Here is a 14,443-nt window from a genome sequence, read left to right on the forward strand (position 1 = left end):
CCCCGACACCGTTCCTAAGAACTGAGCATGAGTTGTGTGTGCTCAGTCGCGTGTCCCGAACGGTGTTGGGCACGCTGGTCGCCCGCGTTCGCTCCGCATCCGGGCGGCGCGGATCGTGTCCGTGGTCCGGGGTTGCGGGGGCGGGTTTCCTCACGCCCCAGGGCGCCCGGTTCGGCCTGGGCGGTCCGATGCCCCGCACGATCGCTCTGGTCGTGTGGGGGCGGTGTCGTCCGTCGCCGGATCGGGTGTCCCAGGGCGCGTCGTCCGATCGCCACCGCTGCCGCCTCATGGCGGGTGGCGTTCTTGTTTGTGCTGGTGAGGGGTTTTTGCCAGTGCTGGGCACCCCATTTGCTGGTGTAGGCGGGGTCGACGGCGACGATGGTGATGCCGAGTTCGGCGGCCATGGAAACCAGCCGGGCGCGGAGCTTGGCGGTGGGCATGCCGGAGATCAGGTGGCGGAACCGTTTGCGTCGCCCGTGTTTCTCGCGGGTCGTCTCCGCGGTGAAGTCCAGGTCCTCGACCGCGATGGCTAGCTTGTGCCGCTGCGCCCAGTGCAGCAGGCGGATGAGGGCGTGCCGGAGTTGGGCGTCGCGGTGCTGTGTGGTGCCGGTCAGGTCGTAGTCGAAGCGGCGAGGCCGGCCGGTCGGGTTGCCGTGGGGATCGAGTCGCCAGGCGGCCAGGTGGTCGGCGTTGGTGTCCACGCCGATCACACCCCCGGCACGCACAGCCTCCAATGGGACGGCCTGGACCGGCGGGGTGGTCCAGGATGCGGTCAGATACCAGCGCCCCCGCTCCACATCCTCGTGAATGCGGTAGGCCACGGCCCGGTTCGCGTGCACCCGGTCATGCCACTGCTCGCCGCGGTGCAGGAAGGAGACCTTCGCGGTCAGGATGTAGCGGCCGTGCCCGGTGTTGGCCAGGTGCGCCAACGGCACCGGAAGCTTGATACTCACCTCACCCTCGGGCGTGACGCGGATCGTCTGGTTCCCGTACCGTTTGCCCGACTCCCCATCGGCCTGGAAGAACCGGCGCTCGGCCTGCCACCGCTCCCGCCATTCAGGCTCGGTGAGTCCGGCGGCGTCCAGGTTGTACCGGGCGCGGAGCAGCCGCTTGCCGCCGCGCACGACGTGAACACGCCCGGCGTTCCAGTCGGCCCGCTCTCGTTCCAGCCGGTCTTGGAGCAGGTGCAGGCGGCGAGTCTTGGCGAACCACTCGCGCGGGCTGCGGTACCCGCCCGGTGATCGCTTCGTGCCCTTCGTTCCAACCGGCAGAGAAAGGCGGTGGGCGATTGTGCGGAGTGCGGCTTCGAGGTTCTGGATGTGAGCGTTCTGGGCGCGGCGCGCCAGCCCCCACTGATCGTGGGTGGCCTTGGTGATCGACCCGGCCCACCGCGACGACGACTCTGCTGTCAGCGCCCGCTTGCGGTCCGCCCACAGGCCGCTGTCGTGATCCAGCCCGGCCGCACACCGCGCTTTGAGGTCCGTGCCCGCCAGAGCACCGAGATGGTCTCCGATCAGCCGCAGCACCTTCTCATCCGCGAGCGTCAGGCCCTTGAGCCGGTCACGAATCGCGACACCGGACGGACCTGACGCCACGAACGGCGCCGCGATCGAGCGCAGGTCACCCACCTCGCACCGCCGTACCGGCACGACCTCGCACCGCCGTACCGGCGCGCCCCCGCGCCGAACCACCGCGATGAGCACGGAGGCAGGATGCGGGGCGGTCGATCACGGGCAGCACAGGCTCCGACGCCGGGGCCTGCCGGGCACCGCGCGTGGGTTTGACCCGCACAACGACATCCACAGACCGTGACTATAGCAACGCTTTACGTGACGATGATGGTTGTCGCCACCCAGCCCCACACCAGGATCACACCGCCGCCCTTTCCCGCGATGTGAAGCTTCCGCGCCGGTGTCGACGCCCACCTCCGAGCGGGCGCGAGGCGCCGAGCCCGGGAACAGCCGCACGGCTGGCGATGGAACCGATCAGCTCTCGCGGGCGGCGCGCCACTCGGCCTTGCGCTTCTGCCACTCGGCGAGGAACTTCGGAAGCTCCTCGTGGATGTAGTCGAAGAACGCCAGCGTTTCCGCCAGCCGAAGGCCCGCCGGGGAATCGGGGCCCAGCGCCTCGACACCCTCGCGGATGCTCTTCTGCCAGCGGGCGATGATCCGGTCGCGGTTGAGGATCGCCTCGAACCAGATGTCGGCGTCCGAGACGTAGACGTCGCGGCGGGACCCGGGCTCGCGCTCCCGCCGGATCATGTGGACCTGGGAGAGGTAGCGCACCGCGCCCGAGATCGCCGCGGGGCTCACCTGGAGCGTTTCGGAGAGCTCGGCGGCGGTGAGGCGACCGGAGTCGGAGCCGAGTAGCGCCGCGAAGACGCGCGCGGGCATGCGCGGCAGCCCCGCCTCGACCAGGTCCGAGGCGAACCGCTCGACGAACCGGCGCACGGTTTCGGGGTCCCGCTCGGCCACGCGCTCTCACTCCTCTCGATCTCCGGCCAGTTTATCGGACGTTCACTACCTTCACGATTTTGTGAAAGTAGTGTACGTTCTGAAGGTATGACAGACGCGATAACCGTGTCCGGCCTCGTGAAGACCTTCGGCCGGACGCGTGCGCTGGACGGCCTCGACCTGACCGTTCGCTCCGGCGAGGTGCACGGCTTCCTGGGCCCGAACGGCGCGGGCAAGTCCACGACCATCCGCGTCCTGCTCGGCCTCCTGCGGGCCGACGCGGGGACGACGCGGCTGCTGGGCGGTGACCCGTGGCGCGACGTCACCGCGCTGCACCGCCGGCTCGCGTACGTCCCCGGCGACGTCGTCCTCTGGCCGAACCTCACCGGCGGCGAGGTCATCGCCCTGCTCGGCCGGCTGCGCGGCGGCCACGACCCGGACCGCAAGGCCGAGCTGCTGGAGCGGTTCGAGCTGGACCCGAAGAAGAAGGGCCGGGCGTACTCCAAGGGCAACCGGCAGAAGGTCGCCCTCGTCGCGGCCTTCGCCTCCGACGTCGAGCTCCTGATCCTCGACGAGCCGACCTCCGGCCTCGACCCGCTCATGGAGGAGGTCTTCCAGCGGTGCGTCGAGGAGGAGCGCGAGCGCGGCCGTACGGTGCTGCTGTCCAGCCACATCCTGTCCGAGGTCGAGGCGCTCTGCGACCGGGTGAGCATCATCCGCCGGGGCCGTACCGTCGAGAGCGGCACGCTGGCCGAGCTGCGGCACCTGACCCGCACGTCGATCACGGCCGAGCTGGCGAGCCCGCCCGACGGGCTGGCGACCCTGCCCGGCGTGCACGACCCCGACGTCCAGGGCACCCGCGTCCGCCTCGAGGTCGACACCGACAAGCTCGACGAGGTGCTGAAGCACCTCACCCGGGCCGGCGTTCGCAGCCTCACGAGCACCCCGCCGACCCTGGAGCAGCTGTTCCTGCGCCACTACGAGGACGAGGCGCCCGCGGGGATGGCCCGATGAACGCTCTCGCCGGCACCGGGCGGTTGCTCACGCTCGGTCTGCGGCGCAGCCGCATCATGCTCGCCGTCTGGGTCTACGCCCTCATCGCCTACCTGGCCAGCACCGCGTACGGCTTCAAGAAGCTGTACGACACGCCCGCGTCGCTGTGCGACTTCGTCTCCGGCATCAACGGCAACGGCGCGACGGTCGCCATGTACGGCCGGATCCACGTCACCGACTCGGTCGGCGGCGTCATCGCCTGGCGGATGGCGGCCATCGGCGGCGCGCTCGTCGGCGTGATGAGCGTCCTGCTGGTGGTCAGGCACACGCGGGGCGACGAGGAGGCGGGCCGCCTCGAACTGGTGGGCGCGGGCGCGGTCGGCCGCCGGGCGCCGCTGACCGCCGGCCTGCTCGTCGGGGTGGTCGCGAACCTCGCGCTCGCCGTCGTCTCGACCATCGCGTTGATCGCCTTCGGCCTGCCGGTGGCGGGCTCGCTCGCGACCGGGCTCGCCTGGACGGTGCCGGGCCTGTGCTTCACCGCCGTCGCGGGCGTGACCGCGCAGCTCGCCGAGACGGCCCAGGCGGCGCGCGGCATCGCGCTCGCCGTCGTCGGCGTCGCCTACCTGCTGCGCGCGGTGGGGGACGCCGGCCGCGTCGCCTGGCTGACGTGGCTGTCGCCGATCGGCTGGGCGCAGCAGGTCCGGCCCTACGGCGCGGAGCGTTGGTGGGTCATCGGCCTCGGAGTGGTCGTCGCGGTCGCGGTGGTGTTCGCGGCGTACGCGCTGGTCGAGCGCAGGGACCTGGGCGCCGGTCTGCTGCCGGCCCGGCCGGGTCCGGCCGACGCGGCCCCGTACCTGCGCAGTCCGCTGGCGCTCGCGTGGCGGCTGCACCGGGGCGCGCTGCTCGGCTGGCTGGCCGGGTTCGTCGTGTACGGCGCGGCGATCGGCGCCGTCCTCAAGGGCCTCGGGGACCTGCTCAAGAACAGCTCCGGCGCGGCGGACCTGCTCGCCAAGATGGGCGGGCAGCGCGGCCTGGAGGACTCCTACGTCGGCACGGTCATGGGCGTCCTCGGGCTGATCGCCGCGGCGTACGCCGTGCAGGTGGTGCTGCGGATGCGCACCGAGGAGACCGCGCAGCGCCTCGAACCGCTCCTGGCGACGAGGGTCCGCCGGCTGCGGTGGTCGACCGGCCACCTGCTGTTCGCGGCGGCGGGGCCGGTCGTGCTGCTCGGCGTCGCCGGCCTGGCGGCGGGGCTGGCCCACGGGCTGCGCACGCACGACCTCGGCGCCCAGGTGCCCCGGCTCCTGGGCGCGGCGCTGGTGCAGGCGCCCGCCGCGTGGGTGGCGGCCGCGATCGCGATGCTGCTGTTCGGCGCGGCGCCCCGGCTCGCGCCCGCCGCCTGGGGCGTGCTCGGCGTCTTCCTGCTCCTCGGCCAGTTGGGTCCGGTCCTCAAGCTGGGCCAGGCGGTGATGGACCTGTCGCCGTTCACGCACGTGCCCAAGCTGCCCGGCGCCGAGCTGACGGCGACGCCGATCCTCGCGCTCACCGCCGTCGCGGCCGCGGTCACCGCCGCCGGTCTCGCGGGCCTCCGCCGCCGCGACATCGGCTGATCACGAAGAGCTGAGAGCGGCGTCCACGATCGCCTGCAGCCGGCGGTGGTGGGCGCCCTTCCAGTAGAGGCGGCCGCACTCCGGGCACCGCGCGTAGCCGTCGTAGCTGCGCCGGGTGCCGGGCTGGAGGAGGTGCTCGATGGTCTCCTTGGCCACCGGCGCCAGCAGGCCGTTGCAGGCGGTGCACCGGGTCCACGGGGCGAGCGGCGGCGCGAACCGGTCCAGGACGTCGCGGAACTGCTCCTCCGGCCGGGTGCCGCGCACGTACGCCCCGAACCACAGCCGCCGCCGGCGGAGCAGGCCGCGGTCCTGCGTCAGCAGGATCCGGTGCTCGCGATCGGCCAGCTCGACCAGGACGTCGTCGTCGATGTCGTTGTGGTAGTCCGTGTCGACCCCGACGAGCCGCAGCCGCCGGGCCAGCTTCCCGAGGTGGACGTCGAGGGTGAAGCGGGGCGGCCCCGCGGGCAGGCGCTGCGGGCGGCGTACGGCCCGTACCTGGATCACGTCCCCGTCCCGGGGGCGGTAGGACGGCGGCACCGGCCGGTCGGCGACGAGCAGGTCGCCCACCTCGGGCAGCGGAACGCCGACGGACTCGACCACGTGCCCGAGGGAGGAGGTTCCGTCGAGCGGGGCGAGGACCATACCGCCGCGGGCGGCGGGTGCGAGGAAGAAACGGAGTTCGGCGGCGAACTCCAGCCGGGCGTGCCCCATGGATGCTGCTATCCCCGGTCTCGCGCCGGGCATTCGGGCTCCGCGGCCGGGGCGGGCACCGGAACGGTGAACCGCGCCGGGCGGAACGGCCGGAGCAGCGCCGACTCCTTGCCGTACACCTCCCCGGCCACCAGGTCGCCGAGGAGCGGCGCGAGCGTGATCCCGCTGTGCGTCACGACGGTGTACACCCGAGCGGCGGAGTCGGTGAACCCGGCGACGGTGCGGCGGTCTGCGGGCATGGCGCGCTGCCCCACGCGGGTCCGCTCGACCCGCGCGCCCTCCGTCGCGGACAGGGCCTCGGGCAGCCGGGCGAGCAGCTCCGCGCCGACGTCGTCCGGCGGCGGGGTCTCGGGGTCGGCGGCCTCGTCGAGGTCGAGCGCCTGGAGGAGCAGGCGGCCGCCGCCGTCGGGGCGGACGTTCAGGCGGTCGCTCGTGAGCACGCGCCCCAGCCGGGCGGGGACCGGCGTGGTCGTGACGAGGAAGCCGTTCGTGACCGTGCCCGAGACCCGTGGGTCGAGCACGGGGACGTCGACGAGCCCGCCCGTCCACCGGCCGGCGCAGCAGACCAGGATGTCGGCGGCGCGGACGCCGCCGTCGGCCAGCGTGACGCTCACCCCGCCCCGGCCCGACGTGATCTCGCGGACGGCCGCGCCGGTCTCCACGCGGGCGCCCCGGTCGCGCGCCTCGCCGAGGAGGCGGGCGAGGAGGACGGCCGGGAGCACGTGCCCTTCCTCCGGGAAGAAGACGTAGTCCGTGTCGTCGGGCTGGGCGGCCAGGTCGGGTTCGAGCTCGGCGGCGCGCCGGGCGGTGATCCGCTCGGCGGCGTACCCCCGGTCGCGCAGCCGCTCGACGCGGGCGCTGAGCTCGAGGCGGCGGGTCTCGCCGTTCGCCCACTCGAGGTGCCCGGTGGGGACGAAACCCTCTCCGCCCAGGGCGTGGTAGGCGTGGACCGCCGTGTGGTTCAGCGCGAAGTAGTCCTCGGGGTCCTTGTCGCCTGCGTTGACCCAGGCGAAGGACGTGCCGGTGGTGCCGGCGCCCGGGAAGCGCTGTTCGAGGACGGTCACCCATGCGCCTCGGCGGGTCAGCCCGGCGGCGACGGCGGCGCCGATGACGCCGGCACCGATCACCAAGACTCGCACGCGGGCTCCTTCCGTCCCAGGTGACGCGTTCGCTGACCGCGACGGTAGCGAAGTCGGCCTCTCAGGTCAGGGAACGGCTCCGTCCCTGTCGGGTTCTTCACCATCACTTGGACGAAAGAACTTGAGAGTTCAACTAAAGGAGGTAGGCTCAGGGCGTAAGTTGAGCCTTCAATCATCTGGTCGATCATCTGGAGGGTCGCGATGTCCGAACGGATGCCGGTGATTTACCTCAGCCACGGCGCACCGCCGCTCGCGGACGACGCGATCTGGCCCGGCCAGCTCGCCGCCTGGTCGGCCGACCTGCCGTGCCCCGAGGCGATCCTCGTCGTCTCGGCGCACTGGGAGTCGGCGCCGCTCGCCATCGGCGCCACCCGCCCGGTGCCGCTGACCTACGACTTCTGGGGCTTCCCCGAGCACTACTACCACGTGACCTACCCCGCGCCGGGCGCGCCGGAGCTCGCCGACAAGGTCCGCAAGCTCGTGGGCGGCCCGGTCCACGAGGACCCCGAGCGCGGCCTGGACCACGGCGCGTACGTCCCGCTGGTGGAGATGTACCCGGACGCCGACGTCCCGGTCCTGCAGATCTCCATGCCGACGCTGGACCCGGAACGGCTGCTGGCCCTCGGCCGCCGCCTCGCGCCGCTGCGCGACGAGGGCGTGCTGATCGTCGGGAGCGGCTTCTTCACCCACAACCTGCGCGCCCTCAGCATGGACCCGGACCCCGCGAACGCGCCCGGCTGGTCCAGGGAGTTCGACGCGTGGGGCCGGGAGACGCTCGCCGCCGGCGACCTCGACGCGCTGCTCGACTTCGAGCACCGGGCGCCGGCCGGCCGGCTCGCCCACCCGCGCACGGAGCACTTCGCGCCGCTGTTCGTCGCCCTCGGCGCCGGCGAGGCCGAGCTGGACACCCAGCGCAGCGTCATCGACGGCTTCTGGCTCGGCATGGCCAAGCGCTCCGTCCAGCTCGGCTAGACCCGGACCAGGCTCGATCAGACCTGGAACCGGCCGTCCGGGTCGTACGCGGCCCGGAGGGCGGCCAGCCGCCGGTGGGTCTCCGGCGCGAACGCGGATCGCAGTTCGTCCTCCTCCAGCGGTCCGTAGCTGAAGTTGAGGGAGCGGCCGAGCGCGTCGGCGGCGAACGGCACGAGGACCTCCTCGTGCAGCGCCCGCGCCTTGTCCTCCTCGCCGGGTTCGACGAGGGACAGGACGTTCAGCAGGTAGGCGGCCTCCCGGTGCCCGACGGCGTTCGCGACGCGGGGCGGCCGTGCCAGCGCGCCGCCGAGGTGCCGGAACCCGACCACGCACATCATCCGGGCCGCCGGGCCGGCCGATCCCGGCAGCGAGGCGAGCGCGGCCGGGGCGAGCCCGCGCAGCAGGCGGTTCTGTGACCGGTACGCGTGCGGCCGGTCCGGCTCGGCGAAGACCATGCCCGACTCGGTGTAGGGCAGGTCACGCAGTGTGTCCCGCAGTTGCGGGCCGACGGCGCGCAGCGCCTCGACCAGCTCCCGGCCCTCGGTCTCGGCGCCCAGGTAGGCGATCTGGACGTGCGCCACGTGCCGGCCGCGCAGCTCCTCCGGCACCATCGGCAGGTCCGGATAGCACAACGCCGTCAGGCCCGAGGTCAGCTCCTCCGGCACCGTCTCCGTCCACCGCCGCCAGGCCTCGAACACGTCGGGCACCCGCGCGATGTCGAAGTACAGGCCGCCGCCGAAGAGCCGGGTGATGGGCAGCAGTTCGACCTCCATGCCGGTGACCACCCCGAGGCCGCGGCCACCGCCGCGCAGCGCCCAGAACAGGTCCGGTTCGGCGGCCGCGGTGACCGTACGGAGCCGTCCGTCCGCCGTGACCAGGTCGAACCGGCGCACGTGATCCGCGGCGAACCCGTGCCGGCGCGCCACCAGGCCGACGCCGCCCCCGAGCGTGTAGGAGACCGCCCCGACGCCGGGAGAGCTCCCGGACAGCGGGGCCAGGCCGTACGGCGCCGCCGCCTCGACGACGTCGTGCCAGGTCGCCCCGGCCGCGACGAACGCCGTACGCGCCGCGGGATCCACCCGGACCTCGGACATCCGGCGGGTGCCGATCAGCACCCCGTCCCGCAGCGCGCGGCCCAGTCCGTGCCCCGTGGCCTGGACCGCGACGCGCAGACCTCGCGCCGCGGCGTACTCGACCGCGGCTCGTACGTCCTCCGCGTCGGCCGCGCCGACGATCACCGCCGGCCGGTGCGGTGCCAGCCGCTGGTAGCCGAGGCGTTCGCCGTCGTAGCCGTCGGTCTCCGGAAGGTGGACCGGCCCGTGCGCGCGGTCCCGCAGGTGGTCGAGGTCCCCACTCGTCGTCTCGTTCATGCCGGCCACCGTAGAAGGCGTTCCGGACACATCTTGTCCGGAACGGATGGCAGTCTGAGATCGTGACCGAGACGCGCAAGAATCTGCCCGGCCGGCTGCTGCGCCTGCTGGCGCTGCTGCAGAGCAGACGCGAGTGGTCCGGCGCCGAGCTGGCCGAACGCCTGGGCGTCACCGACCGCACCCTGCGCCGCGACGTCACCCGGCTGCGCGCGCTGGACTATCCGGTGGAGGGCGTGACCGGTACGGCCGGGGGCTACCGGCTGGTCTCCGGCCGCGACCTCCCGCCGCTGCTGCTGGACGACGAGGAGGCCATCGCGGTCGCGCTCGGCCTGGTGACGGCGGCGGACGGCAGCGTGGCCGGGATCGAGGAGAGCTCCGCGCGGGCGCTCGCCAAGCTCGAACAGGTGCTGCCGGCCCGGCTGCGGCCCCGCCTGGCCGCCCTGAGCGAGGCCGCCGTCGCCGTACGGCACGGCACCGCGCCGCGCGTGTCCCCTGATGTCCTCGCCGTGATCGCGGCGTGCCGCCGCGACGGGCGGCTGCTCTCCTTCGACTACCGGAACCGGGCGGACGAGGTCGGCGCCCGCCGGGTGGAGCCGCACCATCTCGTCGCCCTGCGGGGATGGTGGTACCTCATCGCGTACGACCCGGAGCGGACGGACTGGCGCACGTTCCGGGCCGACCGGATCGAGCGGCCGACGCCCGCGCACGCCCGGTTCGAGCCGCGCGAGTTGCCGGCGCCGGATCCCGCCGCGTACCTCACCCGCGGCCTCGCCCGTGCCACCTACCGCCACACCGCGCGGATGACGGTCCGGCTGCCCGCCGACGCCGTACGCGCCGGCCGGTTCTTCTCGATCCCCGGCGAGATCGAGGACCGCGGAGCGGACGGGTGCGCGATCCGCCTCAGCGCGGACTCCGCCGGTCTGGTGGTGCAGTGCATCGCCGTGATCGCGGCCCTCGGTGCCGAATTCACCCTCGACGCCCCGCCGGAGATCACCGATCGGGTGCGGAATCTCGGGCACCGGCTGACCCGGCCGTCCGCATCTTCCTCCTGAAACGAGAGATCAGGCGTTTACACTCGGTCGCGGTCGGCTGGAATTCGCCGGTCAGGGCAGGTCGTTCGGTGTGCTCGGCCGTCCGCCGCCGGGAGCGATAGAACGAGCCTATAGGAGTCGTGTTTGAGGACTCATTACCTATTAGTAGTGGTGCCCGCCGATTACCGAGAGATGATGGCAATTACGGCGCCCCTGGCTTAGTGATTCCCAGGCCGTCGTGTTTCGGGCTCTATGCCATTCCAACCCCAAAGGAGGCACGACTGTGGTGAGGAAAGCGTCCGTTGGCGGCCTGGCGGCCGCCGCAGTGGTGAGCGGTCTTCTCATGGCCGCGCCCGCACACGCCCAGACTCGTTCCGCCCCCTCGACCGGCAGCCAGGTCGTCGCGGCCACGGCAGGGGAGTTCGTCTCCGTCCTGCCCGGCGACGACGGCCGGCGGCGCCGCGAGCGTGAGCGCATGCGCCGGGAGCGCGAGATGCGTCATGAGCGCGAGATGCGCAGAGAGCGCGAGATGCGCCGGGAGGAGCACCTGAGGGGCAGGCACTACGGCCGGGAGCACGGTCGGTACGGCACGGAGCGGACCCGGGGCGGCCTCACGCGTACCGAGCGCGGCCGGGAAGAGATGCCCCGCGAGCGCGGCGGCATGAGCGAGCGCACGCGGACCGGCGTGGAGCGCGGACGGGAAGAGATCCCTCGCGAACGCGGCACCACCGAGCGGACACGGGTCGGGACGCACGAACGCGGCCGGACCGGCATGGAGGAACGCGGCCGGACCGGCATGGAGCCGCGTGGCCGGGTCGGCACGGGCAATATCTCCGGCATCGCGGGCAGCGAGTAAAAGCGCTACCGCTCGATCGATTCGAGGGCACAGGCGCCGCCTGTGCCCTCGTCCCGCGCGGGTCCGTGGCGATCGGTCAGATCTATCAGGCTAGCGATCTAAAAAGACGTTACCGGCCCATTGTGTTATATCTCGGTCATGTAGCAATAATGGCTGGTGTAGGCCTCCCGTGGATGCGATCAAGACGGTCATCACCTCAGAACGTTATGCGCTTTGGTAAAAGGAGGCTCAACGTGTTGAGGAAAGCGTGGGTCGCTTCCGGCCTTGCCACCGCCGCCACCGCGAGCGCGCTGATGCTGGCGTCGCCCGCGAGCGCGCAGAGCGGCACGGTGGCGTCCGCTCACAGCCAGATCGTGGCGATGGCGCAGGGCAACACCGTCCAGGTGTCCGCGTCCGACCACCATCGACGCCATCACTACCGGCACCACCGCCACTACAGGCATCACCGCCACCACTACCGGCACCACCGCCACCACTACCGGCACCACCGGCACGGCCGTGGGGAGTTCCGGCACGGGCGTCGATAGTTCCGGTCGCGTGTCGGGTAACGACCAGTCGGGATGGGGGTCCGGGCCGCCGATTCGTTCGGCGGCCCTCGCTCACCCGGCCTGGAAGGCCGTGACGCCGTTCGGGGTGCCCAGGCCCGTGGGGCCGTCGTAACCGGGCCCCGCCGTGCACAGGTACTCCGGGGTGCACGAGCCGTTGCTGCCGGACGTCACGTCGTGGAGTGCGCTCGCGCGCCCGTACGGGAAGGACGCCGGGTCACTGTTCGCGGGCGGCGGCCCGGCCAGCGCGTACGCCGCGGCGATGATCGGGGCGGAGGCGCTGGTGCCGCCGACGACGAGCCAGCCGCCGACGCCGTACGTGTCGTAGACCGCCACGCCCGTGGCCGGATCGGCGACGGCGGACACGTCGGTGATCGTCCGCCGCTCGCAACCGGTGTCCCGCTGCCGGCCCGGTTTGGCGGTGAACGCGGAGCAGCCGGACCCCGCGCCGCTCCAGGCGACCTCCGTCCATCCGCGCGGCTCGCCCGACCGGCGCAGCGCGGTTCCGCCGACCGCCGTGACCCGCGGTGAGGTCGCCGGGTACATGGTGCCGTACCCGCTGTCCCCCGACGCGGCCGTGATCGCGACCCCGGGGTGGGTGAAGTACGCGGCGTCGTAGCGGGCGGACGAGGCGTCCTCCCGGCCGCCGTAGCTGTTGGAGATGTAGCGCGCGCCCAGGCGCGCGGCCGTGTTGACGCCGGCGCCGAGCGCCTCCATGTCCGGCTCGCTCGCCTCGACGAGGAGGATCCGGCAGTTCGGGCAGGCCGCCGAGACCATGTCCAGGTCCAGGGCCGCCTCCTCACCCCAGCCGACGTCGGCCGCCGGCAACCGGGTACCGCCGTTCTGGTCGACCTTCCGCAGGCAGCCGTTCGCGGTGGTGCAGGGCGGCAGCCGGTACTGCGCCCGGTAGGTGGCCAGATCCGCCTCCGCCCGCGGGTTGTCGAAGGCCACGACGATGGCGACCGTCTGCCCGCTCCCTCGCGTCGCCGCGGGCAGGCCGTAGGCGTGCTGCAGGTCGGCCGGCCCGAGGCCGGCCGGGGCCGCGGACTTCAGGATGCCCTGCTGCGGCGCGACGTCGGCGCGTACGAGGGCCAGGCAGGACATGCGGCCGTCGGTGGGGGCACCGCAGGCGGGAACCACCGAGAGCCGGGGGTGGGTCTCCGCCGGGGCGGCGTTCACGGGCTGCGCGGCCAGGGCACCCCATGCGGTGAGCGCGGCCATGAGGGCCGACGAGAGCCGTCGACGCGGCGGGAGAGTGAGCGATGACACCCTGCTATTGACAGCACAGGCGGTGGTTCGGCTTCGATCACCGACGAGCCGCCCTCGTCGATCGGTCGACCATCGTTTACCCGCCCTTGCCCGGACGCTCGGTGATCACCAGCCGTACGCTTTGCGCAGCCGAGAAAAGGAGCCCGAGGATCCCGCGGCCGTTGCACGTGGTGAACGAGGGACTGGCGTTCGCGCTGGAGGTCGCCGCACTGGCCGTGCTCGCCTGGTGGGGCGCCGACGTCGGCGACGGGCTGGCCCTGAGCGTCCTGCTGGGCGTGGGCGTTCCCCTGGTCACCGCCGTGGTCTGGGGGCTCTTCGCCGCGCCGAAGGCCAGGATCCGGCTGCCGCTGGCCGGCGTCCTGCTCGTCAAGGTCCTCGTGTTCGGCGCCGCCACCGCCGCTCTGTACGCGCTGGACCACGGTGCCCTGGCCCTCGTCGGTGCGGTGATCGTGGTCGCCAATCTGGCGCTCGCGACCCTGGACCGGAACGCCCTGGTGCGGAACCGCGCATAGCCGTCCCGCTCTCGGAAGCCTTCTCGCCGGCCGGGCGGCTACCTGGAATACGTGGAATGCGTAGCGATACGGGGGATTGTCCCGGCGCGGACCTGGGGGTCCCGGGAGCATGCTCGTGGTCATAGCCCACTCAGATCCACTCAGTGGCAACCGGAGGGACGATCAAAGGTACGAGAACGATGTGTCAGCGGCAGCCCACGTGCCCGTCCGCGGACGCGGTCAGGCACGTGATCCCCCATCCGGGACGGGACCGGCCCCTCCACGAGGAGTGGAGGACATGAATCGGCCCGTCCTCACCAACACCCCCATGAGAACCCCTGCGGGCGTGCAGCGGCGGCAGCCCTCGTTGCCGCCGGTCGCGCTCGCCCCTGGGAGCGGAGGCGTCCACCGGCGGCATGGGCCGACTGCCGCCGTCCACCGTGGTGAGTCCGCCCGCCCTCCCAAGGGACCGGGGAGCGGTCAGGGCGGCACCGCCTCATGGCCGCTCCCCCCTTCGACCGCCGCGGTTCCACCGGCCCGCCGGCTCGCCGGCGAACAACTGGAGTACTGGGGCCTCGGCCACCACCGTGACACCGCCGAACTGCTGGTCAGCGAGCTCGTCACCAACGCCGTACGCCACGGAAAGGGACAGATCGACCTGACCGTGCGCGCGGAGGAGGGCACGCTGCGGTTCGAAGTGCACGATGAGGCCGCCGAGTCGATCGCCCGGGTGCGCCCGGTCGACGAGATCGACGAGGGCGGGCGCGGCCTTCACCTGGTCGGCATGCTGTCCAGCCGCTGGGGCGCCGCGCGTACCGCGACCGGGAAGATCGTCTGGTTCGAACTGCGGACGCACCGGCCGCCTCAGGACAACGACGTCGACAAGTGAGGGAGGTGCCAGCGAATACACCACAGCGATACCCGTTTGATGCCTCGCAAGGATCCGGGGGCCGGAAGGCGGGCCCCCTCGCCAGGACGCTGCCCGACCCCCGGATCCGCCCGC

The 14,443-nt window shown here is 72.7% G+C and carries 14 protein-coding genes; 8 read left to right on the top strand and 6 right to left on the bottom strand.

The genetic code is table 11. The features are described 5' to 3' along the window. Nucleotides 1-14: 14 nt before the first annotated feature. Together AB0K82_RS01910 and AB0K82_RS01915 are read right to left on the bottom strand one after the other, a co-directional pair. Nucleotides 15-1,703, bottom strand: a complete 1,689-nt coding sequence (locus tag AB0K82_RS01910; RefSeq protein WP_364391556.1) for an IS200/IS605 family accessory protein TnpB-related protein — start codon at nt 1,701-1,703, stop codon at nt 15-17. A 282-nt stretch (nt 1,704-1,985) separates the two neighbouring features. Next, the gene (locus AB0K82_RS01915) at nt 1,986-2,474 is read right to left on the bottom strand and encodes a MarR family transcriptional regulator (RefSeq protein WP_364391558.1); all 489 of its coding nucleotides are present in this window, start codon (nt 2,472-2,474) and stop codon (nt 1,986-1,988) included. A gap of 87 nt (nt 2,475-2,561) precedes the next feature. On the opposite strand from AB0K82_RS01915, the gene AB0K82_RS01920 reads away from it, so the two are divergent. Beyond that, complete coding sequence (locus AB0K82_RS01920; protein ID WP_364391560.1) at nt 2,562-3,467, top strand: ABC transporter ATP-binding protein; 906 nt, start codon at nt 2,562-2,564, stop codon at nt 3,465-3,467. Next, a complete protein-coding gene (locus tag AB0K82_RS01925) occupies nt 3,464-5,056 on the top strand; it encodes an ABC transporter permease (RefSeq protein ID WP_364391562.1) in 1,593 nt (530 codons plus the stop codon). Before AB0K82_RS01920 ends, AB0K82_RS01925 begins: the two co-directional genes overlap by 4 nt. On the opposite strand, the gene AB0K82_RS01930 is transcribed toward AB0K82_RS01925, so the two are convergent. Together AB0K82_RS01930 and AB0K82_RS01935 are read right to left on the bottom strand one after the other, a co-directional pair. Then, nucleotides 5,057-5,767, bottom strand: coding sequence for a Mut7-C RNAse domain-containing protein (locus tag AB0K82_RS01930; protein WP_364391564.1), 711 nt, complete (start codon nt 5,765-5,767; stop codon nt 5,057-5,059). A gap of 8 nt (nt 5,768-5,775) precedes the next feature. Further along, nucleotides 5,776-6,906, bottom strand: coding sequence for an FAD-binding oxidoreductase (locus AB0K82_RS01935; protein ID WP_364391566.1), 1,131 nt, complete (start codon nt 6,904-6,906; stop codon nt 5,776-5,778). Between the two features lie 201 nt (nt 6,907-7,107). Between AB0K82_RS01935 and AB0K82_RS01940 the strand changes: the two genes are divergently transcribed. Further along, nucleotides 7,108-7,878, top strand: a complete 771-nt coding sequence (locus tag AB0K82_RS01940; protein ID WP_364391568.1) for a class III extradiol ring-cleavage dioxygenase — start codon at nt 7,108-7,110, stop codon at nt 7,876-7,878. A 17-nt stretch (nt 7,879-7,895) separates the two neighbouring features. Here the strand turns inward: AB0K82_RS01940 and AB0K82_RS01945 are convergent, their stop codons facing one another. Next, nucleotides 7,896-9,248: an FAD-binding oxidoreductase gene (locus AB0K82_RS01945; protein ID WP_364391570.1), complete on the bottom strand. Its 1,353-nt coding sequence runs from the start codon at nt 9,246-9,248 to the stop codon at nt 7,896-7,898. 62 nt (nt 9,249-9,310) lie between these two features. Here AB0K82_RS01945 and AB0K82_RS01950 point away from each other — a divergent pair, with 62 nt between their 5' ends. The 3 genes from AB0K82_RS01950 to AB0K82_RS01960 all read left to right on the top strand — a co-directional run bounded on the left by AB0K82_RS01950 (nt 9,311) and on the right by AB0K82_RS01960 (nt 11,662). After that, on the top strand, nt 9,311-10,300 hold the full coding sequence (locus tag AB0K82_RS01950; RefSeq protein WP_364391572.1) for a WYL domain-containing protein: 990 nt from the start codon (nt 9,311-9,313) through the stop codon (nt 10,298-10,300). A 265-nt stretch (nt 10,301-10,565) separates the two neighbouring features. Next, nucleotides 10,566-11,135 carry a hypothetical protein gene (locus AB0K82_RS01955; protein WP_364391574.1) on the top strand — a complete coding sequence of 190 codons (570 nt, stop codon included), beginning with the start codon at nt 10,566-10,568 and terminating at the stop codon, nt 11,133-11,135. 233 nt (nt 11,136-11,368) lie between these two features. Beyond that, nucleotides 11,369-11,662, top strand: a complete 294-nt coding sequence (locus AB0K82_RS01960; RefSeq protein WP_364391576.1) for a hypothetical protein — start codon at nt 11,369-11,371, stop codon at nt 11,660-11,662. Between the two features lie 72 nt (nt 11,663-11,734). On the opposite strand, the gene AB0K82_RS01965 is transcribed toward AB0K82_RS01960, so the two are convergent. Then, a complete protein-coding gene (locus AB0K82_RS01965; protein WP_364391578.1) occupies nt 11,735-12,901 on the bottom strand; it encodes a S8 family serine peptidase in 1,167 nt (388 codons plus the stop codon). Nucleotides 12,902-13,116: 215 nt separating this feature from the next. On the opposite strand from AB0K82_RS01965, the gene AB0K82_RS01970 reads away from it, so the two are divergent. Both AB0K82_RS01970 and AB0K82_RS01975 read left to right on the top strand, forming a co-directional pair. Beyond that, nucleotides 13,117-13,461 carry a YrdB family protein gene (locus AB0K82_RS01970; RefSeq protein ID WP_364392134.1) on the top strand — a complete coding sequence of 115 codons (345 nt, stop codon included), beginning with the start codon at nt 13,117-13,119 and terminating at the stop codon, nt 13,459-13,461. Nucleotides 13,462-13,738: 277 nt separating this feature from the next. Continuing rightward, complete coding sequence (locus AB0K82_RS01975; protein WP_364391580.1) at nt 13,739-14,329, top strand: ATP-binding protein; 591 nt, start codon at nt 13,739-13,741, stop codon at nt 14,327-14,329. Nucleotides 14,330-14,443 lie beyond the last annotated feature (114 nt).

The organism is Actinoallomurus sp. NPDC052274 (assembly GCF_040679475.1).
Taxonomy (GTDB): domain Bacteria; phylum Actinomycetota; class Actinomycetes; order Streptosporangiales; family Streptosporangiaceae; genus Actinoallomurus; species Actinoallomurus liliacearum.